Source organism: Empedobacter stercoris, assembly GCF_025244765.1.
In the GTDB taxonomy this organism is placed as follows: domain Bacteria; phylum Bacteroidota; class Bacteroidia; order Flavobacteriales; family Weeksellaceae; genus Empedobacter; species Empedobacter stercoris.
In genome coordinates, this window is the sequence record NZ_CP104209.1 from 2,436,168 (window position 1) to 2,462,904 (window position 26,737).

Genomic DNA, 26,737 nt, shown 5'->3' on the forward strand with positions numbered 1-26,737 from the left:
TTTTTGTCTAAAATCATTTGTGTAGAATAATTCTAAATAGTTATTTTTAGAAAAATTTTATACATGAAAAAATTCCTACTTTTATTTTGTTTGATTTTCTCTCAAATCGGTTTTTCTCAAGAGAAATTATCAATTGCTGAAATCCAAAAAATAAATTCCAAAATCTTAAATACTGAACGAGAAATTTGGGTGAATCTTCCCGAATCGTATTATAATAATAAACTTCAAAAAGTAAATTATCCTGTGATTTATGTGTTAGATGCCGAATCTAATTTTACGTTTTTAACAGGCGTAGTTTCTAAGTTTCAATCGGGATTTTATCCAGAAATGTCTGAATCGATCATTGTCGGAATTACTAATAAAAATGGTGATCGAACAAAAGATTTTACACATGTAAATGATGTTAATTTTCTGAATTTTATTCAAAATGAATTGTTTCCTTTTATGCAGAAAAATTATCGTGTGAATGATTTTCGTTTGTTAATTGGACATTCTTTAGGTGGATATTTTGCGTTGAAAACATTGTACAACCATCCCAAAACTTTCAATGGATATGTTGCGCACGATCCAAGTGTTTGGTTTAATGACAAAGAATTATTGAATCTTTATCAAAATTTAGAAAATCATTCTTTCGAGAATCGATTCTTCATGATAACACAAGTTGGTGAAAGTCAAAATGCAGATCATTTACGAGACCATTATCAAAGTATAAAAAAGGTGGACGAACGTTTGAAATCATCAAAGAATAAATCATTGAATTATCATTACAAACAATATATTGACGAAGAACATGGTTCGGTTCCGATGATTGGCTCGATTGATTATTTGCGTTGGCAGTTTGATGGTTATCGTGTGAATATTAAAGAGATTCCGAATCAACCAAATTTGGTGAAGGATTCTTTTGAAACGATTTCTAGAAAATTGAATTATTCTTTTCAACCAACAGAAACGTATATCAATAATGTTGCAAATTATCTGGTAAAACAAAAGAAAAATGATTTAGCAAAACAGTTTTTTGAACAAAATGTGAAAAATTTTCCTGAAAGTTTACAAGCAAAAGAAGAGTTAGAAAAATTCTTGGACTCGAATAAAAATTAGTAATTTGGTAAAAACATTTTGATGAAAAAAATACTCTATTTAACAACTTTATTGACGACGACTGCTTTTGCACAAGATTTGAATTTAGATCAAGCAAAGAAAATTTTCGATTTACCAACGCATTGTATCAAGACTGAGTATCCGAATAAACTAGGAAATGTTTTGGGAAGTGATCAGGATTTGAAAACGCCAAAGCAATTGCGCCCAATTTTTTATGGTTGTTTTGATTGGCATTCGTCTGTGCATGGATTTTGGTCGATTGTGAAATTGATGAAAAATTTTCCTGAATTGGATCAAAATAATGAAGTTAGAAATGAGTTAAATCAATTGATTACAGCCGAAAATGTTGCGGTCGAAATGGCCTTTTTTAATGATAAAAATAACAAGAATTTTGAGCGTACTTATGGTTGGGCTTGGTTGTTACAATTGCAAATGGAATTGAATAATTGGCAAGATAAAGATGCGCAAGTTTGGACAAAAAATCTGAAACCTTTGAGTGATTTGATTATTGTTAGATACAAAGAGTATTTACCGAAATTAGTTTATCCAATTCGTACAGGAACGCATGATAATACGGCTTTTGGTTTGAGTTTAGCGATAGATTATGCACGTTCTGTCAATGATAAATCGTTCGAAAAAGTGATTGTAACTCATGCAAATCGTTTGTATGGAAAAGATACAAAATGTAACATTGCTTTCGAGCCAAGTGGTTCCGATTTTTTATCTGCTTGTTTAGAAGAAGCATTGATTATGTCAAAAATTCAACAAAAAGAGGATTATAAAGAATGGTTAAAAGATTTTTTACCTCAATTATTTAAAAAGAATTTTGAATTGAATCCTGGAATAGTTTCAGATCGTACAGATGGTCATTTGGTGCACTTAGATGGACTAAATTTTAGTCGTGCAACAGCTTTGTATCAAATTGAACATAAATTACCCGAATTAAAACAGTTGAATAAAATTGCAGAAAATCACCTCAATTATTCATTAAATAATATTTCAAATGACGATTACATGGGAAGTCATTGGTTGGGTACTTTTGCACTTTATGCATTGAAAACAAAACAAGAACTAAAAATAAAATAATGTTTAAGGATCAGGACGGAAATTATAAATTGAAAGTAGCGTTTGATTACGATGATACGTTGACAGATGACGTTTTGTTTCAGTTAGCCCAACGAATGATTCGAAAAGGACATGATGTCTGGATCATGACGGTTAGGACAAGTAACGAGCAATACGTAAAGCATTGTTTAAAGATGAATATTCAACTGAAATTGGAAGGTCGTAATGCAGATTTAATTGCAGATGCGACTACATTGGGTGTCGTGGATAAAATTATTTATACCGATAGTGAAGATAAATTGGAATTTTATCAAGAACACCAATTTGATCTACTTTTTGATGATGATGCCGATTGGCATACAAATCCTATTTGCGAAGCTGGAGGTATAGGAATTCACATCTAAAATTAGCTAATGATAGGGATTTTATTGAAGTAGAATTGTTTCTAAATTTGTTTCAAACAAATACAAATAATAAACATTAATTGAATTTTATGAAAAAATATTTTTACATCATATTTGCAGTTTTAGGCATTATAGCTTTTGGTTATAGTCAATATTCGAAAGGACAATTAGAAGATCAATTGGCTAAAACAGGGAAATGTGTAGAAGGTGTTGTTGTGGAAACTAGCGGAACATTTAAACGTCCGAAAGCAACTATACAATATCCTGTAAATGATGAAGTTTATGAAGTTACTTTACGATCTAGAGCAGACGTGGACGAAGTTGTATTGATGAAATATGATACGTTGAATTCAGAAGAAGTGTTGCTTGTAGATAATTGTAATTAATTATAGTCTCAAGTTTAAATGAAAAATCCACCAAGTAATTGGTGGATTTTTTTGATTATTATTTTTCGTATGCATAGCCACCGTCAGGTTTTTTAAAGGCAAATGCTACGTTGTCAGCTTCTTTTTGTAACCCTTGATCTTTTAGCCAATAATACGTATGATGAATCAGAGTATAAGTTCCTCTTTCGCCTTTGTATTCTGTTCCATAAGTAGTATTGTAATTATTCCAATTTAATAAATCAGCCAAAGCTTTAACATTCATTGTAGAATTAGTTGAAATTAAAAAATCAGCAAGTTTGCTTATATATTCTTTATTTGTCATTATTTTAAAAAATCAATTAAACTTACTAAAGTTTCTCCATCATCTGTTTTTTCAATAGTATAAACAATTGTTCCATCATTCCATTCGTTGTATTCTCTTGAAGTTGCTCTCACTGCAACACCAGGTAATGTCGCTTTGCATGTACAATTATTCATTTCAGTATTATTTTCAATGGTTACAATATTTGTTAAGGTTCTACCATCGTCAATGAAGGAAACTTTCTCCTTTAATAACTCTTGAACAGTTAAAACAACTTCTTTATCAGAGCATTTAGGTGTGCTATTGTTTTTGATTAATAAACTAACAGGTAAATAACATCCTATACACAACCCAATAAATAAACAAATATTAAGCGGCGAAAAAATTGTTTTATTGTTTTTTAGAGTATTTTTTGGTTTATTTCTATCTTCTTCTATTAGTAATTTTTTGTACTTTGTACTATATTCAGTATAGTTGTCAATATCTTCATTTTCAAGATATTCTTTTGAGAGTGCATCAATTGTTTTTTTATGAAATTCCTCAAATTGATGTAGTTTTTTTAAATGACCTCTGTCAGAAAGTTGATAATCCCTTTTTGTTAATTCTAAATATGAAAGTATAACACTTTCTTGGTCGTATTCTCTCCAATGGTATATAATGGCTGTTAGAGCTGGTGAATCATAAGAAATAATTTCTTGAAGAGATAAATTTTTAGTTTTCAAATTATAGTTAATTAATTATTATTCAATAATATTAAGCAATAACTTATATTTGATAATAGAATTTTACTAATTCAAGAAAAATATTACTAAAAGAATAAATATACCTATCTTTGAATTTATTAAAAATAAATAATTACTATGATACTTGGAGAAAAATTAAAAAAAGCAAGATTACAGAAGAATTTCTCACAGGATTATATGGCTGAAATGTTAGAAGTTTCACAAAAAACATACTCAAATTTTGAAAATAATAAAACAACTCCTAATTTTTCTCAAATTGAAGAAATTTCAAAAATATTAGGAGTAAGTGTTTTAGAATTTTTAACTGGAGATAACAATTTATCCTTTTATCAAAAAAATAAAGGAACAAATAATGGTTATGTAGTTAACCAATTACCTGAAAAACTTATAGAGCAATATGAACTTCGAATAAAAAAAATAGAAGAAGAAAATACTTATCTAAAAGAATTATTGGATAAATTAATGAAATAATTATATTTCTTCTAATTTCGGAATAAATTCTTCTTCAATTTCTTTGAAAGTTGCTTCCAAATCAACTAAGTTATCATGCGTAACTAATTTTGTACGATAAGGTTTGAAATTTGGAATTCCTTTGAAATAATTGGTATAATGCATACGAGTTTCTAAAATCCCTGTGCGCTCACCCTTCCATTCAACTGCCCAATTTAAGTGGTTTTTTGCAGCTTCCATTCGTTCTATAATAGTAGGTTCTGCTAACAATTCTCCTGTTTCACGATAGTGTTTGATTTGCTCAAAAATCCAAGGGTAGCCAATTGCTGCTCGACCAATCATCACACCATCTACACCATATTTTTCTTTGTATGCAATTGCTTTTTGTGGCGAATCAATATCTCCGTTTCCAAAAATCGGAATCTCAATATTTGGGTTTGCTTTTACTTTTGCAATCGGTTCCCAATTTGCTTCTCCTTTGTACATTTGCATGCGTGTACGACCATGAATAGACAATGCTTTGATACCTGTTTCTTGCAAACGTTCTGCAACTTCGTAAATGTTAATTGATTCGGAATCCCAACCCAAACGAGTTTTCACGGTAACTGGTAAATGCGTACTTTCGACAACAGATTTTGTTAAACGTACCATCAAATCTATATCTTTTAATACGCCAGCTCCAGCTCCTTTACACACTACCTTTTTTACAGGACATCCAAAGTTAATATCTACGATATCAGGTTGTACGGTTTCGACAATTTTAGCAGACATGGCCATTGCTTCTTCATCTCCACCAAATATCTGAATACCAATTGGACGTTCGTAATCAAAAATATCTAATTTTTGACGACTTTTTATTGCATCACGAATCAATCCTTCAGAAGAAATAAACTCTGTATACATCAAGTCTGCACCATGCATTTTACATAGTCGACGAAATGGCGGATCACTTACATCTTCCATTGGAGCAAGCAATAAAGGGAAGTCTGGTAATTCTATGTTTCCTATCTTTACCACGAAATAATTTTTTGCAAAATTACATAAAACTTATGAAACAAGATCGAAAGACCGAAGGTGTAAATCAATATTTAAAGTTTTCTGCTATGGGAATTCAGATGGCAGCTGTGATTGCCTTGTTTGCTTGGTTGGGCACTTTTTTAGATAAAAAGTTCGAAACAACGCAGCCTTTATGGACGGCTGGCTTATCTTTGCTGGGTGTTTTTGCAGGATTATATTTGATGTTGAAGCAATTACCAAAAAAATAATAAAATGATCAAGAAATTTATTCTTTTAGCACTTGCTTTTATTGTAATGGTTACAATTTTTTGTGGGATTCATTACACAATTGTTACTCACTATAGTTTTAGCGAAAATCCGCTAATTGTTCCCAAAATGTATTTGATAATTGGCTTAATCACCTTAATGATTTTTCAAGTAGGGTGTTTTGTGAAAATAAAATTTCCCGAATACGTAGGCTTTGCCTTTATGGGAGGGATGATAGCGAAGATGGCAGTTGTCTTAGCTTTGGTTGTTGTGAATGAGCAAATTAAATCAAATGTAGTGCAATTAATTATAAGTTATTTTGTAATTTTGCTTGCCGAAGTTTTAGTGTTTATTCGCTTAATTAATTTAAAGTTAAAAAAAGTTTAATGATTTTTAGCATTTGACTTTGGTAAGTGGTTAATTTACTATAATTTTGCACGCAATTTAGAAACAAAGGAATTATACATGAAATTTTCAGCGTTATTAGCGTTTTTATTACTTTTCAATTTCGGATTTGCTCAGCACGCAGCATCTTCGCAAGAGAATCTTCCAAAAACGTTTGAGGAGTTAGTTAAAATCGAGCAAGCAAAGAGTCAAGAGGAAGCTGCTAAAGTGAAATCTGGTGAGTCTACGTTTAATCCCGTGCCTGGTATTATGCATCATATTGCAGATGCACACGATTGGCATTTATGGGGAGAAGGTGAAAAAAGTGTAGGTGTTGCATTACCTGTTATTTTATGGGATAATGGTTTACATGTTTTCATGTCTTCTAAATTTCATCACAATGAGGCAGTTGCTGAAAGTAATGGAAATTACTACATCAACTTCCACGAAAAAATCTATAAAACAGATGCACAAGGAACAATCCAAGCTCATATCGATGAGAAAGGAGTGTATCACTTGGATAATGAAAAACCATTAGATTTTTCTATTACGAAAAATGTAGCGTCAATGTTAATCTCTTTCGTGATTTTAATCTTAGTTTTCTCTGCAGTTGCATCGAACTACAAAAAAGGAAATATGGTACCAAAAGGTATCGCAGGATTCATCGAGCCAATCATTATTTTTGTGCGTGATGAAGTAGCGATTCCAAACATTGGTGAGAAAAAATACACGAAATTTATGCCTTACTTACTAACGTTATTTTTCTTTATCTGGATCAACAATTTATTAGGTTTGTTACCAGGTGCGGCTAACGTTACAGGTAATATCGCAGTGACATTTGTTTTAGCATTAATCGCATTAATCGTAATTAACTTCTCAGGAAATAAAGATTACTGGGGACACATGTTATGGATGCCAGGTGTGCCAGTTCCTGTAAAAATTATCTTAGCTCCAATTGAGTTGATCGGAATTATTACAAAACCTTTCGCCTTAATGATTCGTTTATTTGCGAACATTACAGCAGGTCACATCATCATTATGTCGTTAATTTCGTTAATCTTTATCTTCCAAACAGAAGCAATGGCAGGAGGTTCTATTCCTTTAGCTTTATTTATCTACTGTTTAGAGTTATTAGTAGCGGCATTACAAGCTTTCGTATTCACAATGTTAGTTTCTTTATTCATCGGAACAGCAGTAGCAGAACACGATCATCATTAAGAATAAATAGAAAAAACAATAAAATAATTTTTTAATAATTAAAAACAATTATCATGACAGGAAGTATTGCAGCAATCGGAGCAGGTTTAGCAGTTTTAGGAGTTGGTTTAGGTATCGGTAAAATCGGTGGATCAGCTATGGAAGGAATCGCTAGACAACCAGAAGCGGCTTCAAAAATTCAAACAGCTATGATTATCGCAGCAGCCTTAATCGAGGGTGCAGGTTTATTCGGTATCGTAGTTGCGTTATTAGGTAACGGATAATATTTGAATTAAAATTAGCTTCAATAACGGTTGGTTGTTGAAGCTAATTCATTAAAAAATTAATTAGTAAAAAATAAAATTTAATACATACACACAATGGATTTAATTACACCTTCAGTTGGTCTTATTTTTTGGACTGCGGTCGTATTTATCATCTTATTAGTATTGTTAAGATCATTAGCTTGGAAACCAATTTTATCTGCAGTTAAAGAAAGAGAACAATCTATCGAAGATGCATTAAACGCAGCTAAAAAAGCGAAAGAAGAGATGGCTTTATTAAACGCTCAAAACGAGAAAATCATGAAAGAAGCTCGTGCAGAACGTGATGCAATCTTGAAAGAAGCGCGTGAAATGAAAGAAAATATCATCAACGAGGCGAAAAATTCTGCAACTGTAGAAGCTAACAAATTAATTGAAAACGCTAAAACAGCTATCCAAAACGAAAAAGCATCAGCAATGGCTGATATCAAAAATCAAGTTGGACAGTTGTCAATTGAAATTGCTGAAAAAATCTTAACAAAAGAATTGTCAGATAAATCTGCACAAGAAGCTTTAGTTAATGACGTTATTGATCAAGTAAAATTCAATTAATCATGGCAGGATTCAGAGCAGCACATAGATACGCTAAAGGTTTGATGGAATTTGCACTTGAAGCAAATCAAACAAATGAAGTGTATGCTGAAATGAATGATGTTCGCAAAATCATTAAAGAGAATGAAGATTTAAAAGTTTTCTTAAATTCTCCAGTGATTGATGCGAAGAAAAAAGAAGTCGTATTGAGTGAGATTTTTAAATCTTTATCGAAGACTTCTCAAACATTCATTTCATTAGTCGTAAGACATGGTAGAGAAAATATCTTGTCTAAAATTGCTGATCAGTTTATCACATTATATGATCAAGCAAATAATATTGTAACAGCGGAAATTACTTCGGCAGTACAATTAGATCAACATACAATTGATAACATTGTTGCAAAAGCAAAACAAACTTTAGCAGCAGGTAGTCAAGTAAAAGTAGAAAACAAAATTGATGCATCTTTAATTGGTGGTTTCGTATTAAAAATAGGAAACAATCAAGTAGATTCTTCAATCAAAACAAAGTTAGCTACGCTTAAAAAAGATTTTTCGAAAAACGAATACATTCCTAAATTTTAAATATTTCAGAAATGCCAGAAATAAATCCAGCTGAAGTTTCAGCTATATTAAAACAACAACTTTCAAGCTTTGATTCAGCAGTTGAATTAGCTGAAGTTGGAACCGTTCTAACTGTTGGGGATGGTATTGCTCGTGTTTACGGGTTAGACAATGCTCAATACGGAGAATTAGTAGAATTCTCAAACGGGTTAGAAGGAATGGTACAAAACCTTGAAGAAGATAACGTAGGTATTGTACTTTTCGGACCTTCAAAAGGAATTAGAGAAGGTGATACAGTAAAACGTACAAACAAGATTGCATCTATTAACGTAGGTGAAGGAATGTTAGGACGTGTTGTTGATATGTTAGGAAATCCGATCGATGGTAAAGGACCAATCGAAGGACAATTATACGAAATGCCTATCGAGCGTAAAGCTCCAGGAGTTATCTACCGTCAACCAGTAAACGAGCCTTTACAAACAGGTATCGTTTCTATTGACTCGATGATTCCAATTGGACGTGGACAACGTGAGTTAATCATTGGTGACCGTCAAACAGGTAAAACTTCTGTTGCTTTAGATGCAATCTTAAATCAAAAAGAATTTTACGATAGAGGTGAAACAGTTTTCTGTATCTATGTTGCAGTAGGACAAAAAGGGTCTACAGTTGCTGGTATTATGAAAACATTACAAGATCACGGTGCAGACAAATATACAGTAGTAGTTGCTGCTAATGCATCTGATCCAGCTCCAATGCAAGTATATGCGCCAATGGCAGGTGCTGCAATCGGTGAATTCTTCCGTGACTCTGGTCGTCCAGCGTTAATTGTTTATGATGATTTATCTAAACAAGCAGTTGCTTACCGTGAGGTGTCTTTATTATTACGTCGCCCACCAGGACGTGAAGCATACCCTGGAGACGTTTTCTACTTACACTCTCGTTTATTAGAGCGTGCTGCGAAAGTAATTAAAGATGATACAATCGCATCTCAAATGAATGATTTACCAGAATCTATGAAAGGTATCGTAAAAGGTGGTGGTTCTTTAACTGCTTTACCAATTATCGAAACTCAAGCTGGTGACGTTTCTGCATATATTCCAACAAACGTAATTTCGATTACAGATGGACAAATTTTCTTAGAGTCTGATTTATTCAACTCTGGTGTTCGTCCAGCGATTAACGTAGGTATCTCTGTATCTCGTGTTGGTGGTTCTGCACAAACAAAACCAATGAAAAAAGTATCTGGTACATTGAAATTAGACCAAGCTCAATACCGCGAGTTAGAAGCTTTCGCAAAATTTGGTTCTGATTTAGATGCAGCAACAATGAACGTAATTGGAAAAGGTGAACGTAACGTGGAGTTATTAAAACAAGATGTTAACTCTCCAATTCCAGTAGAAGAACAAGTAGCAGTTATTTTTGCGGGTACTAACGGTATGTTGAAAGACGTTCCAGTAAACAAAGTGAAAGAGTGGCAAGCTGATTTTGTTGAGCTAATGCGAAACAAATATGCAGACACTTTAACATCTATCCGTTTAGGTAAATGGACTGACGAAATTACAGACGTATTGAAGAAAGTAGTAGCTGAAACTACTTCTAAGTACTAATAAAATATAAATGAAACTTAGAGGTTTCTGATCTCTAAGTTTCTTTTAATCCTTCATCTCAAATAGAATTATGGCAAATTTAAAAGATATACGTACACGTATTACTTCTGTAGGTTCTACAATGCAGATTACAAGTGCTATGAAATTAGTATCTGCTGCAAAACTAAAACGTGCTACAGATTCTATTGTACAGTTACGTCCCTATGCAGATAAATTACGTGAACTTTTACAAAATGTAAGTTCTACTTTAGAAGCTGAAGTAGGAGGTGCATTAACAGAAGAACGCGAAGTTAATAAAGTACTATTAGTCGTTATTAACTCAAACAGAGGTTTATGTGGAGGATACAACTCGAGCATCATCAAAAAAGTAAATGCTTTATTGGCTGGTGAATTAGCTGGTAAAGAAATAGAGCTTTTAACAATTGGTAAAAAAGCAAACGATACTTTTAGTAAAACACAAACTATCTATAAAAATGCATCAAGCATTTGGGATAATTTAAACTTTGCAGATGTAGCTGAGATTGCGGATGATTTAGTTGCAAAATTTGAAGAAGGTCAATATGATCAAATAAGAATCATATATAACCAATTTCAAAATGCAGCCGTACAAATCGTTCAAGACGAACAATTCTTACCAGTTGTTTTAGAGAAAAAAGAAGACGAAACTAACAATACAGCAGAGTTAGATTACATCTTCAATCCTTCGAAGGAAGAAATCTTAAAAGACTTAATTCCTCAAACGTTAAAAACGCAATTATTCAAAGCTGTGTTAGACGCTAATGCTTCTGAGCACGGAGCACGTATGACGGCAATGCATAAAGCAACAGACAACGCAAGCGAGTTACAGAAATCATTAAAGATTCAATACAACAAAGCGCGTCAAGCTGCTATTACAAACGAGATCTTAGAGATCGTTGGTGGGGCAGAAGCGTTGAATGCATAAGACAAACGACTTATCTTATTTTAAATACAAAAGCAACTTCTTACAAGAAGTTGCTTTTTTTATAACTATTATTGATTGACATGTTGTACTGAAATTATGCGAAATCTCTTTAGTAATTAATTCAATCATTAGTACCCCTAATAATGCGGTTTAGAGAGGTCTTTAAAAACGTAGTTAGGTTTTGATTAAAACGTAGTTAGGTTTTACATAAAACCTAAGGAGGTTTTACTTAAAACGTCAGGACATTTTTATATGAACAAAAAAAGCCTTGAACAAATGTCAAGGCTTACTATATTCTAATTGCTTAGATTTAATTGTGAATTACTTCATTTGAAATAATGGACGTGACGACATAAACTCGTTTACACGATCTGCTACATTATCAATAACCTCTTCATTATCGATGTTCATTAACACTTCGTCAACCAAATCTGCTACTGTTTGCATGTCTGCTTCTATAAGACCACGCGTTGTAACTGCCGCTGTACCTAAACGAATTCCTGATGTTACGAAAGGTGATTTGTCATCAAAAGGAACCATGTTTTTGTTGCAAGTTATCTCTGCCAATACCAAGGCATTTTCTGCTTGTTTACCAGAAATTCCTTTGTTTCTTAGGTCAATCAACATACAATGATTGTCTGTTCCGCCCGAAACAATGTTATATCCTTTTGCAACCAACGCTGCAGCTAATGCTTTTGCATTTTTCACAACTTGTACAATGTAGTCCATATATCCATCAGATAACGCTTCTTCGAAAGCAACTGCTTTTGATGCGATAACATGCTCCAAAGGACCTCCTTGTGTTCCTGGGAAGACTGCTCCGTTCAAAATTTGAGACATCATTTTAATTTCTCCCTTCGGAGTAGTTAATCCCCAATGATTTTCGAAGTCTTTTCCCATCATAATTACGCCACCTCTTGGGCCTCTTAGTGTTTTATGTGTCGTAGTTGTTACGATATGACAGTGAGGCATTGGGTCGTTTAAGATGCCACGAGCAATCAAACCTGCTGGGTGAGAAATATCTGCTAATAACAAAGCGCCAACTTCGTCTGCAACTTCGCGGAATTTTGCGTAATCAATATCACGAGAATAAGCCGATGCACCACAAATAATCATTTGAGGTTTCTCTTTGCGAGCCGTTTCTGCCATTGCTTCGTAATCTATCAATCCTGTTTCTTTGTCTACACCGTAGAAAGAAGTTTGGTAAGTCATTCCCGAAAAATTAACGGGAGAACCATGTGTTAAGTGCCCACCATGCGATAAATCGAAGCCTAAAATTTTGTCTCCAGGTTTCAAACAAGCTAAGTAAACTGCCGCATTTGCCTGAGAACCAGAGTGCGGTTGTACGTTCGCATATTCTGCATTAAACAATGCTTTCAAACGTTCTATTGCAATAGTTTCTACTTCATCTACAACTTCGCACCCGCCATAATAACGCTTTCCTGGGTACCCTTCTGCATATTTGTTCGTTAAAACAGAACCCATCGCGCGCATTACATTGTCAGATACAAAGTTTTCTGACGCGATTAGTTCAATTCCATTTAATTGTCTTTCTTTTTCTTCTTCGATCAAATCAAAGATTACATCTTGTGCCATGTTTATTGTTTGTATTTATTGTGTTTCAAATATAAGATTTTATCGTCTAATTTCTATACGATGTTTTCGCTATAAAATAAGAAGCCATGTTCAAGTTATAAGTGCAACTGGCCAAGTAGATTTTAGTTTTTCGATAGGGCTAATATAGCCAAACTTTCTTACTCTTCTATTGTTAATTAATTTTTCTATTTGTTTGATTCTTAGGTTACTTACTAAATTCAGGTCTGTTTTCTTTGGTAAAAATCTTCTTATCAAGCCTATTCTGTTCTCAACAGTTCCTTTATCTTGCGAGGTGTAGGGTCGGGTGAAATAGGTTTTGATATGGTGTTTTTCGGCTATTTGTTTGTGTCCGGCAAACTCTTTTCCGTTGTCAAAAGTCATGGTTTTGATCCAGCTGCTACCTATTCTGGATATTCTTTTATTGATTAATTCTTGAATGTTTTGAGCGTCTTTTCCTTGCAATTTGTCTAAGGTGGTTACCAAAGTTGCTCGGTCTGTCATCACTAATAGAGCTGATTTGTGGTTTTTCCCCATCATTAAATCGACTTCGATGTCTCCCAATCTTTCTCGCTGTTCAACTACTTTTGGACGTTTCTCAATGGATACTCTGTCTTTGATTATACCTCGGGTTTGTTTATAGTTGCCTCTTTTGAATCTGCGCCTGCCATGTCTTAAAAATTTATACAGATTTTTATAGGGCGCGTCAGCTCTGCGATTACTCTTTTTACAGTCCCATATCCATTGATAGATGCATTCTAGAGAAACACCCTGAACGCCCATGCACTTCCATTCTACAGCAATCAATTCTGGACTTAGTTGTTCATTCTTTAACCAATTAGCTGCCTGATTTTTAAGCGACTCTGTGAATTTTACTGCCTTGTTTTTTTGTTTGTGCCTTAAACTTGTTTTTTCTTGCGCCAAATCAGGAATATAGCTACCTGCGTGTAGACCACGCTTACCAATATTTCTTTGTAATTCACGCGTGATGGTAGATTTATGTACGCCTATTAAATCAGCAATATCTTTTTTGCTTTTTCCTGCTGTCAAAAGTATTCCAATTTGGTATCTTTGTTCCTGGTCGAGTTGTTTATATATTTTTTTCACAAATCAAATTTAGCACTTGGCTAATCATTGGGGGCTAGCCCCCAATGATTTAATTTGAGTTGCACTTATTTGTTGAACTTAGAGAATTATCAACACTATGTTTTATTTATTTTGGGCGTTCCCTTCGGGCGGGCTATCCGTTGCAATCTTTTTTGGTGTGTAGACAAGCTCCACACCAAAAAAGGATTTCCACTACTATCCCTAACGCAGATTGAGAAAAGAGTAGTTGTTATTTTATATAAAGTCTACTTATTTTAATCTAAAAAATAATTTATTTTTCAAACGAATTCAAATTGACTTTTCAATAGAAAGGCGCTAAAAAAATATAAGATAATTCTTTTCTTATTCCGAATCTTTGGAGGAGTTTAACAAATCCAAACAAAAGATTTTTAATCTATAATATTCTTAAAGACTCTTTAACTATCAAATTCTCTCATTAAATTTACCTCATGAAAAATGATACTTTTTGTATTGGTTTGATGTCTGGAACATCATTAGATGGTTTGGATATCTGCTACGTTCGGTTTGATGATGCAGGTACTTTCGAAATTTTACATGCCGAAACCATCACTTATACAGCAGATTGGCGAAAAAATCTCTCCGAGGCTTACCAATGTTCTGCAATGAATTTGTGTGAATTAGACGTTAATTTTGGTTGTTTTTTGGGAGAACAAGTAAAAAAGTTCATGCAAAAATATGAAATAAAAGACGTGGATTTTGTGGCATCGCATGGACAAACTATTTTTCATCAACCGAAGAAATCATTTACTTTACAAATCGGAAATGGTGCTGCAATAGCTTCTCGTTGTCAACAAAAAGTAGTGTGTGATTTTCGTACACAAGATGTTGTTTTAGGAGGACAAGGTGCGCCTTTGGTTCCGATTGGCGACGAATTGTTGTTTCATCAATATGATGCTTGTCTCAATTTAGGAGGTTTTTCTAATATTTCCTTGAATAGAAACCAACAACGTATTGCGTTTGATATTTGTCCGATTAATATTGTTCTGAATCATTATGCAAATCAATTAGGAGTTGATTATGATAAAAATGGAGAAATCGCACAACAAGGAAATGTAAATCACGCGTTGGTTGAAGAGTTAAATCAGCTTGCATTTTATCAATTGTCTTATCCAAAATCTTTGGGATACGAATGGATCGAATCAGAGTTCTTAACAATTGTTGATAAGTATGCTATTTCGACACAAGATAAGTTGAGAAGTTGTGCAGAGCACTTCTTGTTTCAAATTCAAGAAGTCTTTTCATTTTATGATATTAACAATGTGTTGATAACTGGAGGAGGCGTACGAAATGTATTTTTTATCAATAGATTACGAGATTTATCTGATGTTGAAATCATCATTCCAAACGATAATTTAATCGATTTTAAAGAAGCTTTAATCTTTGCTTTTCTTGGATATAAACGAATTAAGAACGAAGTTAATTGCTTGTCTTCTGTAACTGGTGCGAGTAAAGATCATTGCTCAGGAGTTATTTTCGAAGCGATTTAAAGCAATAATATCAAAAGGAAGTTTAGTTTTAAATAAAGCTCAATTCTTAAGTTATAATTAGGCAGTTAAAAACGAGTTCATTAATTTTACCGAACTAAAAAAAATACAATGATTGTTACTAAACTTTTTAATAAATTTTTTCATAGCCAAACGTCTGGAGGAATATTTTTGATATTTTGTACAGCATTTTCTTTATTCTTAGCCAATTCACCGTTTGCAGAATCGTATGATGCTATTTGGCAGATGGACATGTTTGGACATTCATTCGCACATTGGATAAATGATGGATTAATGGCAGTATTCTTTTTCTTGATAGGTTTAGAACTGAAAAGAGAAATATTTGTAGGAGAATTATCCGATACTAAAAAGGCGATTTTACCAGTGTTTGCAGCAATTGGAGGAATGGCTATGCCAGCTTTTATTTTCTATTTAACCAATACAGGTACAGATACCATTCATGGTTTTGGAATCCCGATGGCAACTGATATTGCATTTGCTGTTGCAATTATTACGATGCTGGGAAAACGTGTTCCTATGTCCCTAAAAGTATTTTTAACTGCTTTGGCAGTAATTGACGATTTAGGAGCAATTATCGTGATTGCGTTGTTTTATCCAAATCCAGAAATGCCTTTAGATTTTACACAATTCGGAATTGCAATGGCTATTTTGTTCGGTCTTTTTGCGCTGAATAAAATGAAAGTAAAATCAATGATTCCGTATATTATAGGAGGAATTGCTGTGTGGTGGTTTATGTTACATTCGGGTATTCATGCTACTATTGCGGGAGTTTTGGTTGCATTTACAATTCCTTTTGATAAAGATGATTCTAAATCACTTTCAGCTAAAATGGAGCATGCTTTACATATTCCTGTAGCATTTGTTATATTACCATTATTTGCTTTAGCAAATACCGCAATAACGATAGATGCTGGAGGTTTTTCACATTTTAGTGTTCCATTAGCTACAGGTATTTTCTTAGGTTTAGTGGTCGGAAAACCAGTTGGAATTACTTTATTTACATGGATTGCAGTAAAATTAGGATTATGTGTATTACCAACGGCAGTCAATTTTAAACGAGTTTTTGGTGTAGGAATTTTAGGAGGAATTGGATTTACAATGTCGATTTTTGTTTCGATGTTAGCATTCAAAGATCCAAGCTATGTAAAAGAAGCAAAACTGATGATTTTGGTAGCTTCTTTGACAGCTGCAATAGTTGGTTTTGTACTTTTAAAAATCTTATTAACAACGAAACAAGATTATTCAGATTAATTAAATCAATCAAAATAAGAACAAATAGAATCGAATTTTTCTTCAGAGAAATTCGATTTTTTTATTGACTTAGATTGTATCTTCGTATAAAATTTTAAATAAATGAGAACGTATCAAGAAACAATCGATTGGTTGTTTACAAATTTACCCATGTTTCAACGTGTAGGAGCTTCTGCTATGAAAGCTGATTTGACTAATATTACAGCTTTGTGTAAATATTTAGGAAATCCTCAAACGAAGTTTAAAACAGTACATATTGCAGGAACAAATGGTAAAGGAAGTACGTCTCATATGTTGGCTTCTATTTTTCAGGAAGCAGGTTTCAAAACTGGATTAACCACTTCTCCACATCTGAAAGACTTTAGAGAACGTATTCGTGTGAATGGTGTGATGGCAGAAGAAGAATTTGTAGTGGATTTTGTCAATAAACACGAACAAAAAATAATCGATCAAAAAGCATCTTTCTTTGAGATTGCTATTGCAATGGCTTTCGAGTATTTTGTTCAACAAAAAGTGGATATTGCAATTATTGAAACAGGTTTAGGAGGACGTTTAGATTCAACAAATATTATTTTACCAGAACTTTCAATTATTACAAATATTGGGTTAGATCATACACAGTTTTTAGGGGATACCTTGGATAAAATTGCATTTGAAAAAGCTGGAATTATTAAACCAAATACAGCGGTTGTCATTGGAGAAACAACTGCCGAAACAAAACCAGTTTTTATGAAAGTTGCCCAAGAACGAAATGCAGAAATTATTTTAGCCGAAGAAAAGTATTTTCAAAATTTAACTTCAGATTTGAAAGGCTCGTATCAAATCAAAAATAAACGGGCTGTACTTGCAGCGATAGAACAATTACAAAAACAAGGGTGGACGATTTCTACAGATAATATCACTAATGGATTATTGAATGTTGTAAAAAACACAAACCTTCGTGGTCGTTGGGATATTCTTGGTCATTATCCGCTTATTGTTGCTGACACGGCGCATAATCCCCATGGTTTAGCAGAAGTTTCGAAACAAATTAATGAACAACCATATAATCAATTGCATTTAGTTTTGGGATTTGTCAACGATAAAGATGTTTTGTCAATTCTTCAGTTTTTTCCAAAAAAGGCAACTTATTATTTTTGTCAACCAAATGTTCCACGGAAATATGATATTGATGAGCTGTATCAAATAATTCCAGAAGATATACAGGACAAACATTTTTTCGATTCTGTAGAAAAAGCATTGCTTGCAGCCAAAAATAATGCTTCTGTGAATGATATGATTTATATTGGAGGGAGTACATTCGTTGTCGCTGAAGTGATTTGATTTTATTATTTTAATTGATTTGATATTTTTTTATTTAGAAAGGTAAAATACAGATGTAATAATTAGGATAAACTGATCCTGTTATAACTTGTTTATTCAAATCGATTTAATGATTCAGTTTTTTTTGAAAAAAATGGGTAAGCTGTTGTTTGTCAGTAAGTTGAATATCTAAAAAATGCATCTTTTAAAGAGAGAGAGCATAAATGATTGATTTATATAGTTTATATTTGTCAATTCAATAAAAAAAATTATAATCAGAATATAGTGCTGTAGATAGTTTATATTTAAAAGTAGTTACTAAATGTCAAGGATGTACTTATGGAGATACACAATATTTTAAAATAAAAATTAAAAAATTGTAGTACAATTTCCAATCCTATGATACGTACTCGGTTATATAAATAATTTTTCAGAATAAGAATATAACAAGTAATAAGGCTATCCATTTTGGGTAGCCTTTCTTTTTTTGACTAATTTATTTCGCTTCGCGAAACCTTTCCCGAGTTCATTACCCAAAAGTAGCCGCTGCCCATTTGCTTGATTCAGCAAATCGTCACCGCCTAATCATTCCATGCAGTGAAAATACAAACCTCGCGCGCAATGAGTTTCCTTTTTTTAAAACTATAAACCGTTAACAAAATTAAAACTCTTGAAAACCACTTTTAATTTTCGTCATTTCGAGTGAAAATCTGTGATTTTTGTATCGAGAACTTAGACGAATTTCCATCAACCTTCAACCGTCCAAAAAAAGTATTGTATACACTCTACTGCCACTCTACTGCCACTATGTTGCCTTCATCTTGCCTTCATCCTGCCTTTAAGTAGGGAGTAAGCTGCAAGTACGAATTGAGGATATAGCTGATTTTTCACGAAGCTTAAATCAAAATTATGACTAAAAATATTAGTTCTATTTTTAAGTATCGTAGGGTATTTTACTTTCATTTCAATATTGACTGGAACTCAAGGTTGGAAAAATATGTTTGATAGTCTAAAAAATATAAAAGAAAATTCACTCGATTTTTATATGTTTTTATGGCCAATTATAATTTCAAGAATACTCTTATTTGTTAACGTAAAACTTTATTTGAATTTAAAATCACACAAAAAAAATCCACAAACAATTCTAAATATGCAATTAATCATCATATTTAATTTACTCACTTTCAGTAAATAGCGTCTATTTTACTTTTTATTTGGTTTTTGTAGAAAGTTGCGTATATTTAAGAGTTAGCATAAATTCTATACCAAAATCATGTTAAACAAAAAAAGCATTAAAAGAATAAATAAAGTTCTTTCATATTTTCTGATTTTTTCAGTCATCTCAATTTTTTCTGTTTTATATAATTTTTTTTAGCAATTTTGTAATGCCTTGGGAAAGGAATGAAATTATTAAAACTTCATTAAATTGGGGTGGATTAAATGAATTTCCAAAAAATGCTGAAATTATAAACATTGAAAAAAAAGGTTCAATGTTTACAAGACAATTTATAATTGAATTTAAAAGTTCGGATAAAGAAATTAACTCTTGGATAGAAAAAAGTAAAAGATTAAAAAATAATATTCCAAAAATCGAAAATCAAACCAAAATCTACGAAATATATCCTGGTAAAGAAAATGCTTTCGGTGGAAAAGTTGAGATAAAAAACAATATTGTAAAAATAAATATGAGTTGGAGTTAAACAAAAATCACAAAAGAACTTCTGCTAACAGCAGTAACTGTTGCACAACTCCAATTTTTATAAAAATTTAAAATATTTGACCTCGTTTAAGCCATTTTAAGCGAGGTTTATTTTTAGAGAAATATATTAAATTGTAAGATTATAGGGGGTTAAAAACGCACTTTTTTAAGTTGTGAAGGAGTACTTTTGTAAAAAGCTGTATTTCCCTTGTTTTAGGGAAACAACTTGGGCTAAAATACGTGGGATTTTGAAAATAAAGCGCAGGTATTTCTTCAAGTTGTAAGATAAACTTGACATCAAAACGTGTTTATTGGCTTGTGCCATCCCTCTGCTGTTGATCTTTTTCATATTAAAAAAGTTAATCAACGTTCCTAAAACGGGTTCTACTGTAGCACTTCGACGCTTTACTAACCTGCGGTGATACGCTTTGTTTTGGGTGAGTTTTTCGTGCATTTTATCGTACAATGGTTTGTGAATGCTCTCTTGACCTTGAGTGCCGTAATATTTTTGAGTGGATTTATACAAAAAATGTAAATCTAATGCTTGATTTACTCGGCGATAAAAGTTATCGGGTGGAACTAACCGATCTAAACTTAGTTCGTAAAATAATTGTGGGGTAAATTCTTTTCGTCCTTGCATACCACAAGATCCGAATTTTTTTTTTTTTTTGAGTTGTGCAACAAGCACAAGGGTTTTGCAATAGTGGGGTTTAAATGTAAATTGAACTACTCTACTTTTTTAGCCGCAATATTTTCCAATTCCACATTTTTGATTAACTTAGTTCCATTGAAAAAGCATCGGCTACGTTTGTTCTTTCTTGAACATTTTGTTCTTCGAAAGCCCGCACTTCACCAATACTTTTTCCGTTGTGTGACATTTTAAAACAAACCGCTAAATTGAAAAATATAAAATTTTTAATTGCTAAATATTATTTTTTCGGACTCATTTTTCTTACTATTTTTTATTTTATTATCGGTGAAATTCCAAGAATTTATACGATTGAAAGAGATTGGAAAGAATGGACTGCGACAATAATTGGAATTCCTATAATTGGAATATTGGTTTCAAATTATTTGAATAAAAAAATTGAAAATGGTAGTAAAAAATATTATGGAATATCATTTATCGCTCTCTTTTTCTCTTGGATTTTAATATTATACTTTAAAGCATTAATAGTTGGTATTATTAGTTCTTTTGAATTTGGTGAAGCAAAAATTTTAGATTCAATAATAGGATATTCAATTTATCAACTTTGGTTTTATGCAATATTTGGAATTATTTACGGAATATTTGCTGGATATTTTTTATCAAAAGACTTAAAAAAGATATAAAAAAACGTCACATAACAAGGGTAACTGTTGCACAACTCCAATTTTTATTTCAGTTAGACAAAAAAACAAAGAATTGAGCTACATTGGAAGCGATGAATAAAAAACTGCTTATAACAACTAATCTTCTAATCTTCCTTCTTGCCCGAAGGGCAGAAAGTAAATACTTGTTGAGGAACCTGTAATTAGAACTACCATATATTATATAGCTAAAGTTTAGCTCGACTTTATTATTTAGTGACAGAATTTCCCAGAGCTACTAATTATAAAGCACAACATCTACTCATTTTCTGTTGTAAAAACGATGTTTTCGGGTCAGAAATCTACTATCTAGTTTCTCAAATCTAAAAATCTCAAAAAATATTTCCCGTCATAACAGTTAGTTAGGGATATAAAGTAAAATAAATGTAAAATGTGTTTGGAAGTTCGGAAAAATGGGTTGTATATTTGCAATCCCAATACGAAAGACGAGTAGTATTGTAGTTGACATAAAGTAAAACAAGCGACAAAATTTTTAAAAATAAATTTTGTTGAATTAGAAATAAGTTTTACCTTTGCAACCGCAAATCACGAGAGTGATTTTGCTGCGAAGTAAATTGATTTGTTGAAATAAAAACTTTAAAATTTTTAAAATAAAATTTGGTAGTTAAGAAATAAGTTTTACCTTTGCAACCGCTTACAGAAACAGCGATGTTTTGTAAGTTATAAACTGAGAAGTTCATTTGAAATTATAATATATACAGAAGAAAAAATAAGCCGAATAATAACGAAGTCAATCCTTGAATAATGGAGCTTAAGGAAATTCGAAGTTGTAAAAACATAAGTCTTATAGACTAAACAAAATAATTTACAATGGAGAGTTTGATCCTGGCTCAGGATGAACGCTAGCGGGAGGCCTAACACATGCAAGCCGAGGGGTGTAATTCTTTCGGGAATTAGAGACCGGCGCACGGGTGAGTAACGCGTATGCAACTTGCCCTACTGAAAAGGATAGCCCTTCGAAAGGAGGATTAATACTTTATAATAGATTTCATAGCATTATGGAATTTTGAAAGATTTATCGCAGTAGGATAGGCATGCGTAAGATTAGATAGTTGGTGAGGTAACGGCTCACCAAGTCGACGATCTTTAGGGGGCCTGAGAGGGTGAACCCCCACACTGGTACTGAGACACGGACCAGACTCCTACGGGAGGCAGCAGTGAGGAATATTGGACAATGGGTGGAAGCCTGATCCAGCCATCCCGCGTGTAGGATGACGGCCTTATGGGTTGTAAACTACTTTTATCTGGGGATAAACCTATCTACGAGTAGATAGCTGAAGGTACCAGAAGAATAAGCACCGGCTAACTCCGTGCCAGCAGCCGCGGTAATACGGAGGGTGCAAGCGTTATCCGGATTTATTGGGTTTAAAGGGTCCGTAGGCGGATTAATCAGTCAGTGGTGAAATCTCATAGCTTAACTATGAAACTGCCATTGATACTGTTAGTCTTGAGTAATGTTGAAGTTGCTGGAATGTGTAGTGTAGCGGTGAAATGCTTAGATATTACGCAGAACACCAATTGCGAAGGCAGGTGACTAAACATTAACTGACGCTGATGGACGAAAGCGTGGGGAGCGAACAGGATTAGATACCCTGGTAGTCCACGCCGTAAACGATGGATACTTGCTGTTGGATTTTCGGATTCAGTGGCTAAGCGAAAGTTATAAGTATCCCACCTGGGGAGTACGTTCGCAAGAATGAAACTCAAAGGAATTGACGGGGGCCCGCACAAGCGGTGGAGCATGTGGTTTAATTCGATGATACGCGAGGAACCTTACCAAGGCTTAAATGCATAATGACAGGACTAGAAATAGTTTTTTCTTCGGACAGAATGCAAGGTGCTGCATGGCTGTCGTCAGCTCGTGCCGTGAGGTGTTAGGTTAAGTCCTGCAACGAGCGCAACCCCTATCATTAGTTGCCAGCGTTTAAAGACGGGGACTCTAATGAGACTGCCGGTGCAAACCGCGAGGAAGGTGGGGACGACGTCAAGTCATCACGGCCCTTACGTCTTGGGCTACACACGTGCTACAATGGTAAGTACAGAGGGCAGCTACCTAGCGATAGGATGCGAATCTCGAAAACTTATCTCAGTTCGGATTGGAGTCTGCAACTCGACTCTATGAAGCTGGAATCGCTAGTAATCGCATATCAGCCATGATGCGGTGAATACGTTCCCGGGCCTTGTACACACCGCCCGTCAAGCCATGGAAGCTGGGGGTACCTGAAGTCGGTGACCGTAACAGGAGCTGCCTAGGGTAAAACTGGTAACTAGGGCTAAGTCGTAACAAGGTAGCCGTACCGGAAGGTGCGGCTGGAACATCTCATATTTAGAGAACGACGAATTTTCTTCTATTAATTAGAAGATTGATTTTGATTCGGCTTTTTATTCTGTATAAACTATAAATATAGACCACTCTTTAAGAGTATTAAAGAGTCTCATAGCTCAGCTGGTTAGAGCGCTACACTGATAATGTAGAGGTCGGCAGTTCGAGTCTGCCTGAGACTACTAAATAACATAAAGAGGGGGATTAGCTCAGCTGGCTAGAGCGCTTGCCTTGCACGCAAGAGGTCATCGGTTCGACTCCGATATTCTCCACGATTTTAATTTGAGAATTATTTAATTAGCTAATTAGCAAATTATCACATTTCCGAATTAACAGAAGAGTTCATTGACATTATTAGAAACAGATTATAATTTAATAATTATAATCGCATACAATCAAAAACAAACAGATTTAGAAATAAATACAAAAGTTTTAAAAAGGTATACAATTAATCAATAAAACGAGTAAGATTAACATAACCGCTCAATAATATGACGGTTAAATCGAGAAAAAAGTTACAAAGGGCGTACGGCGGATGCCTAGGCTTTGAGAGGCGATGAAGGACGTGATAAGCTGCGATAAGCTTCGGGGAGTGGCACATACACATTATATCCGAAGATTTCCGAATGGGACAACCCGGCATGTTGAAGACATGTCACTGCGCAAGCAGAGCGAACGTTGGGAACTGAAACATCTAAGTACCAATAGGAAAAGAAATCAATTGAGATTCCGTAAGTAGTGGCGAGCGAACGCGGATTAGCCCTAAAGACTTTATAAGGATAACAGAATAACCTGGAAAGGTTAACCGAAGAGGGTGATAGTCCCGTAAGTGAAATTTTTATAATGTTGATAACGAGTAAGGCGGAACACGAGAAATTCTGTCCGAATATGGGAGGACCATCTTCCAAGGCTAAATACTCCTCAAAGACCGATAGTGAACTAGTACTGTGAAGGAAAGGTGAAAAGCATTTCGAATAGAAAGTTGAAATAGAACCTGAAACCGTACGCCTACAAGCGGTCGGAGCACTAAAGTGTGACGGCGTGCCTTTTGCATAATGAGCCTACGAGTTAATGTTGCTGGCAAGGTTAAGGACTTCAGGTCCGGAGCCGTAGCGAAAGCGAGTCTGAATAGGGCGCTATAGTCAGTAGTATTAGACGCGAAACCTTGTGATCTACCCATGGGCAGGTTGAAGCTTTGGTAACACAAAGTGGAGGACCGAACCGGTTGACGTTGAAAAGTCTTCGGATGACCTGTGGGTAGGGGTGAAAGGCCAATCAAACTGGGAAATAGCTCGTACTCCCCGAAATGCATTTAGGTGCAGCGTTTAGTAAAGTATATTAGAGGTAGAGCTACTGATTGGATGCGGGGGCTTCACCGCCTACCAATTCCTGACAAACTCCGAATGCTAATATATGTTTCTATGCAGTGAGGGCATGGGTGCTAAGGTCCATGTCCGAGAGGGAAAGAACCCAGACCATCAGCTAAGGTCCCCAAATATATGCTAAGTTGAGAAAACGCGGTTGGATTGCATTGACAGCTAGGATGTTAGCTTGGAAGCAGCTATTCATTTAACGAGTGCGTAACAGCTCACTAGTCGAGCGATCCGGCATGGATAATAATCGGGCATAAGCATATTACCGAAGCTATGGATTACATCTTTTAGATGTACTGGTAGGGGAGCATTCTAACGGCGCAGAAGTCACCTGGTAATGGGTGGTGGAGCTTTTAGAAAAGAAAATGTAGGCATGAGTAACGATAAAATAAGTGAGAAACTTATTCGCCGTAAGACTAAGGATTCCTCAGCTATGCTAATCAGCTGAGGGTTAGTCGGGACCTAACACGCACCCTTTGGGGGAAGTGGATGGCAAACGGGTTAATATTCCCGTACCTGCACTCAATAAAAGTGACGAATGATTGTAGGAGGTGCGTACTGACGGAATAGTACGTTGAACCTACGTAAAGTAGGGATAGTACACGAAGGTTTCGGCTGGAGTGATAATCCTCTGAAAATTGTTCCAAGAAATAGCGAGATGTGCAGCCCGTACCGTAAACCGACACAGGTGGTCGAGGAGAGTATCCTAAGGCGCTCGAGCGATTCATGGTTAAGGAATTAGGCAAAATAGACCTGTAACTTCGGGAGAAAGGTCGCTGTCAGCAATGACAGCCTCAGTAAAAAGGCCCAGGCGACTGTTTATCAAAAACACAGGACTCTGCAAAATAGAAATATGACGTATAGGGTCTGACACCTGCCCGGTGCTGGAAGGTTAAGGAAGGAGCTTAGAGGTAACTCGAAGGTTTTGACTGAAGCCCCAGTAAACGGCGGCCGTAACTATAACGGTCCTAAGGTAGCGAAATTCCTTGTCGGGTAAGTTCCGACCTGCACGAATGGTGTAACGATCTGGGCACTGTCTCAACCATGATCTCGGTGAAATTGTAGTATCGGTGAAGATGCCGGTTAATCGCAACGGGACGAAAAGACCCTGTGAACCTTTACTATAGCTTTGTATTGACTTCGGGTAAATAATGTGTAGGATAGGTGGGAGACTATGAAGCAGTATCGCTAGGTATTGTGGAGTCATTGTTGAAATACCACCCTTTATTTACTTGGAGCCTAACTTCCTTTTAGGAAGGACAGTGCATGGTGGGTAGTTTGACTGGGGTGGTCGCCTCCAAAAGAGTAACGGAGGCTTTCAAAGGTACCCTCAGCACGCTTGGTAACCGTGCGTAGAGTGTAATGGCATAAGGGTGCTTGACTGTGAGACCAACAAGTCGATCAGGTGCGAAAGCAGGACATAGTGATCCGGTGGTTCCGTATGGAAGGGCCATCGCTCAAAGGATAAAAGGTACTCCGGGGATAACAGGCTAGTCTCCCCCAAGAGCTCACATCGACGGGGAGGTTCGGCACCTCGATGTCGGCTCGTCACATCCTGGGGCTGGAGAAGGTCCCAAGGGTTGGGCTGTTCGCCCATTAAAGTGGCACGCGAGCTGGGTTCAGAACGTCGTGAGACAGTTCGGTCTCTATCTGTTGTGATCGTTAGAAGTTTGAGCGGACTTGACTCTAGTACGAGAGGACCGTGTTGAACAAACCTCTGGTGTATCAGTTGTGCCGCCAGGTGCACCGCTGAGTAGCTACGTTTGGAAGAGATAAGCACTGAAAGCATATAAGTGCGAAACTCGCCGCAAGATTAGACTTCTTTAAAGGGTCGTTGTAGACTACAACGTTGATAGGCTATAGATGTAAAGGCTGCGATGTCATAGTCGAGTAGTACTAATTACCCATAGACTTTTTCTTAAAAGTACAACGAA

General features: G+C 34.8%; 23 protein-coding genes, 2 tRNA genes, 2 rRNA genes and 1 pseudogene. 22 read left to right on the plus strand and 6 right to left on the minus strand.

The annotated features are described in order from the left end of the window. Positions 1 to 63: 63 nt before the first annotated feature. The 4 genes from NZD85_RS11510 to NZD85_RS11525 all read left to right on the plus strand — a co-directional run bounded on the left by NZD85_RS11510 (position 64) and on the right by NZD85_RS11525 (position 2,953). Positions 64 to 1,098 (plus strand): alpha/beta hydrolase, encoded by a 1,035-nt coding sequence (locus NZD85_RS11510; protein ID WP_171623372.1) that lies wholly within the window; start codon positions 64 to 66, stop codon positions 1,096 to 1,098. Between the two features lie 21 nt (positions 1,099 to 1,119). Continuing rightward, entirely contained in the window at positions 1,120 to 2,184 is a 1,065-nt protein-coding gene (locus NZD85_RS11515; protein WP_260541909.1) for a DUF2891 domain-containing protein, read from the plus strand. Beyond that, positions 2,184 to 2,567, plus strand: a complete 384-nt coding sequence (locus tag NZD85_RS11520) for a hypothetical protein (protein WP_260541911.1) — start codon at positions 2,184 to 2,186, stop codon at positions 2,565 to 2,567. Before NZD85_RS11515 ends, NZD85_RS11520 begins: the two co-directional genes overlap by 1 nt. An 89-nt stretch (positions 2,568 to 2,656) precedes the next feature. After that, positions 2,657 to 2,953: a hypothetical protein gene (locus tag NZD85_RS11525; protein ID WP_260541912.1), complete on the plus strand. Its 297-nt coding sequence runs from the start codon at positions 2,657 to 2,659 to the stop codon at positions 2,951 to 2,953. Positions 2,954 to 3,011: 58 nt separating this feature from the next. On the opposite strand, the gene NZD85_RS11530 is transcribed toward NZD85_RS11525, so the two are convergent. Both NZD85_RS11530 and NZD85_RS11535 read right to left on the minus strand, forming a co-directional pair. Continuing rightward, entirely contained in the window at positions 3,012 to 3,275 is a 264-nt protein-coding gene (locus NZD85_RS11530; protein WP_260541913.1) for a hypothetical protein, read from the minus strand. After that, complete coding sequence (locus NZD85_RS11535) at positions 3,275 to 3,976, minus strand: hypothetical protein (RefSeq protein WP_260541914.1); 702 nt, start codon at positions 3,974 to 3,976, stop codon at positions 3,275 to 3,277. Before NZD85_RS11535 ends, NZD85_RS11530 begins: the two co-directional genes overlap by 1 nt. A gap of 138 nt (positions 3,977 to 4,114) precedes the next feature. Here NZD85_RS11535 and NZD85_RS11540 point away from each other — a divergent pair, with 138 nt between their 5' ends. After that, a complete protein-coding gene (locus NZD85_RS11540) occupies positions 4,115 to 4,468 on the plus strand; it encodes a helix-turn-helix domain-containing protein (RefSeq protein WP_260541915.1) in 354 nt (117 codons plus the stop codon). On the opposite strand, the gene dusB is transcribed toward NZD85_RS11540, so the two are convergent. Then, positions 4,469 to 5,464, minus strand: coding sequence for a tRNA dihydrouridine synthase DusB (gene dusB / locus NZD85_RS11545; protein ID WP_260541916.1), 996 nt, complete (start codon positions 5,462 to 5,464; stop codon positions 4,469 to 4,471). A gap of 32 nt (positions 5,465 to 5,496) precedes the next feature. On the opposite strand from dusB, the gene NZD85_RS11550 reads away from it, so the two are divergent. From NZD85_RS11550 to atpG, 8 genes are all read left to right on the plus strand, one after another. Next, a complete protein-coding gene (locus NZD85_RS11550; protein ID WP_188319252.1) occupies positions 5,497 to 5,712 on the plus strand; it encodes an AtpZ/AtpI family protein in 216 nt (71 codons plus the stop codon). 4 nt (positions 5,713 to 5,716) lie between these two features. After that, positions 5,717 to 6,097: a hypothetical protein gene (locus NZD85_RS11555; RefSeq protein ID WP_188319251.1), complete on the plus strand. Its 381-nt coding sequence runs from the start codon at positions 5,717 to 5,719 to the stop codon at positions 6,095 to 6,097. Between the two features lie 78 nt (positions 6,098 to 6,175). Continuing rightward, complete coding sequence (gene atpB, locus NZD85_RS11560) at positions 6,176 to 7,312, plus strand: F0F1 ATP synthase subunit A (protein ID WP_260541917.1); 1,137 nt, start codon at positions 6,176 to 6,178, stop codon at positions 7,310 to 7,312. A 53-nt stretch (positions 7,313 to 7,365) separates the two neighbouring features. Next, positions 7,366 to 7,575 carry an ATP synthase F0 subunit C gene (gene atpE, locus NZD85_RS11565; protein WP_013598300.1) on the plus strand — a complete coding sequence of 70 codons (210 nt, stop codon included), beginning with the start codon at positions 7,366 to 7,368 and terminating at the stop codon, positions 7,573 to 7,575. 96 nt (positions 7,576 to 7,671) lie between these two features. Continuing rightward, positions 7,672 to 8,166: a F0F1 ATP synthase subunit B gene (locus NZD85_RS11570; RefSeq protein ID WP_171623381.1), complete on the plus strand. Its 495-nt coding sequence runs from the start codon at positions 7,672 to 7,674 to the stop codon at positions 8,164 to 8,166. 2 nt (positions 8,167 to 8,168) lie between these two features. After that, entirely contained in the window at positions 8,169 to 8,729 is a 561-nt protein-coding gene (gene atpH / locus NZD85_RS11575; RefSeq protein WP_188319250.1) for an ATP synthase F1 subunit delta, read from the plus strand. An 11-nt stretch (positions 8,730 to 8,740) separates the two neighbouring features. Continuing rightward, positions 8,741 to 10,315 (plus strand): F0F1 ATP synthase subunit alpha, encoded by a 1,575-nt coding sequence (atpA, locus tag NZD85_RS11580; protein WP_260541918.1) that lies wholly within the window; start codon positions 8,741 to 8,743, stop codon positions 10,313 to 10,315. A gap of 70 nt (positions 10,316 to 10,385) precedes the next feature. Further along, positions 10,386 to 11,258, plus strand: a complete 873-nt coding sequence (gene atpG / locus NZD85_RS11585) for an ATP synthase F1 subunit gamma (protein WP_188319249.1) — start codon at positions 10,386 to 10,388, stop codon at positions 11,256 to 11,258. Positions 11,259 to 11,579: 321 nt separating this feature from the next. On the opposite strand, the gene glyA is transcribed toward atpG, so the two are convergent. Both glyA and NZD85_RS11595 read right to left on the minus strand, forming a co-directional pair. Then, entirely contained in the window at positions 11,580 to 12,854 is a 1,275-nt protein-coding gene (gene glyA, locus NZD85_RS11590) for a serine hydroxymethyltransferase (protein WP_260541919.1), read from the minus strand. Between the two features lie 90 nt (positions 12,855 to 12,944). Then, positions 12,945 to 13,958: an IS30 family transposase gene (locus NZD85_RS11595; RefSeq protein WP_260541920.1), complete on the minus strand. Its 1,014-nt coding sequence runs from the start codon at positions 13,956 to 13,958 to the stop codon at positions 12,945 to 12,947. A gap of 449 nt (positions 13,959 to 14,407) precedes the next feature. On the opposite strand from NZD85_RS11595, the gene NZD85_RS11600 reads away from it, so the two are divergent. The 4 genes from NZD85_RS11600 (at position 14,408) to NZD85_RS11615 (ending at position 19,737) form a co-directional block, all read left to right on the plus strand. Then, the gene (locus tag NZD85_RS11600) at positions 14,408 to 15,466 is read left to right on the plus strand and encodes an anhydro-N-acetylmuramic acid kinase (protein ID WP_260541921.1); all 1,059 of its coding nucleotides are present in this window, start codon (positions 14,408 to 14,410) and stop codon (positions 15,464 to 15,466) included. 108 nt (positions 15,467 to 15,574) lie between these two features. Continuing rightward, positions 15,575 to 16,735 (plus strand): Na+/H+ antiporter NhaA, encoded by a 1,161-nt coding sequence (nhaA, locus tag NZD85_RS11605; protein ID WP_260541922.1) that lies wholly within the window; start codon positions 15,575 to 15,577, stop codon positions 16,733 to 16,735. Between the two features lie 102 nt (positions 16,736 to 16,837). Next, the gene (locus NZD85_RS11610; RefSeq protein ID WP_260541923.1) at positions 16,838 to 18,058 is read left to right on the plus strand and encodes a bifunctional folylpolyglutamate synthase/dihydrofolate synthase; all 1,221 of its coding nucleotides are present in this window, start codon (positions 16,838 to 16,840) and stop codon (positions 18,056 to 18,058) included. Positions 18,059 to 19,422: 1,364 nt separating this feature from the next. Further along, a complete protein-coding gene (locus NZD85_RS11615; protein ID WP_260541924.1) occupies positions 19,423 to 19,737 on the plus strand; it encodes a hypothetical protein in 315 nt (104 codons plus the stop codon). Between the two features lie 165 nt (positions 19,738 to 19,902). Here NZD85_RS11615 and NZD85_RS11620 read toward each other — a convergent pair. Then, positions 19,903 to 20,223: pseudogene (locus NZD85_RS11620) on the minus strand (transposase); the annotation flags it as partial. Between the two features lie 410 nt (positions 20,224 to 20,633). Between NZD85_RS11620 and NZD85_RS11625 the strand changes: the two are divergent. The 5 genes from NZD85_RS11625 to NZD85_RS11645 all read left to right on the plus strand — a co-directional run bounded on the left by NZD85_RS11625 (position 20,634) and on the right by NZD85_RS11645 (position 26,723). Next, positions 20,634 to 21,068: a hypothetical protein gene (locus NZD85_RS11625; protein ID WP_260541926.1), complete on the plus strand. Its 435-nt coding sequence runs from the start codon at positions 20,634 to 20,636 to the stop codon at positions 21,066 to 21,068. Between the two features lie 846 nt (positions 21,069 to 21,914). Next, a 16S ribosomal RNA gene (locus tag NZD85_RS11630) occupies positions 21,915 to 23,433 on the plus strand. Positions 23,434 to 23,538: 105 nt separating this feature from the next. Further along, positions 23,539 to 23,612, plus strand: a tRNA-Ile gene (locus NZD85_RS11635). A 16-nt stretch (positions 23,613 to 23,628) separates the two neighbouring features. Beyond that, positions 23,629 to 23,702: transfer RNA gene (locus NZD85_RS11640), tRNA-Ala, on the plus strand. A 236-nt stretch (positions 23,703 to 23,938) separates the two neighbouring features. Further along, positions 23,939 to 26,723, plus strand: a 23S ribosomal RNA gene (locus NZD85_RS11645). The 16S and 23S rRNA genes sit together here with 2 tRNA genes alongside, the layout of an rRNA operon. The last annotated feature ends 14 nt before the right edge of the window (positions 26,724 to 26,737 follow it).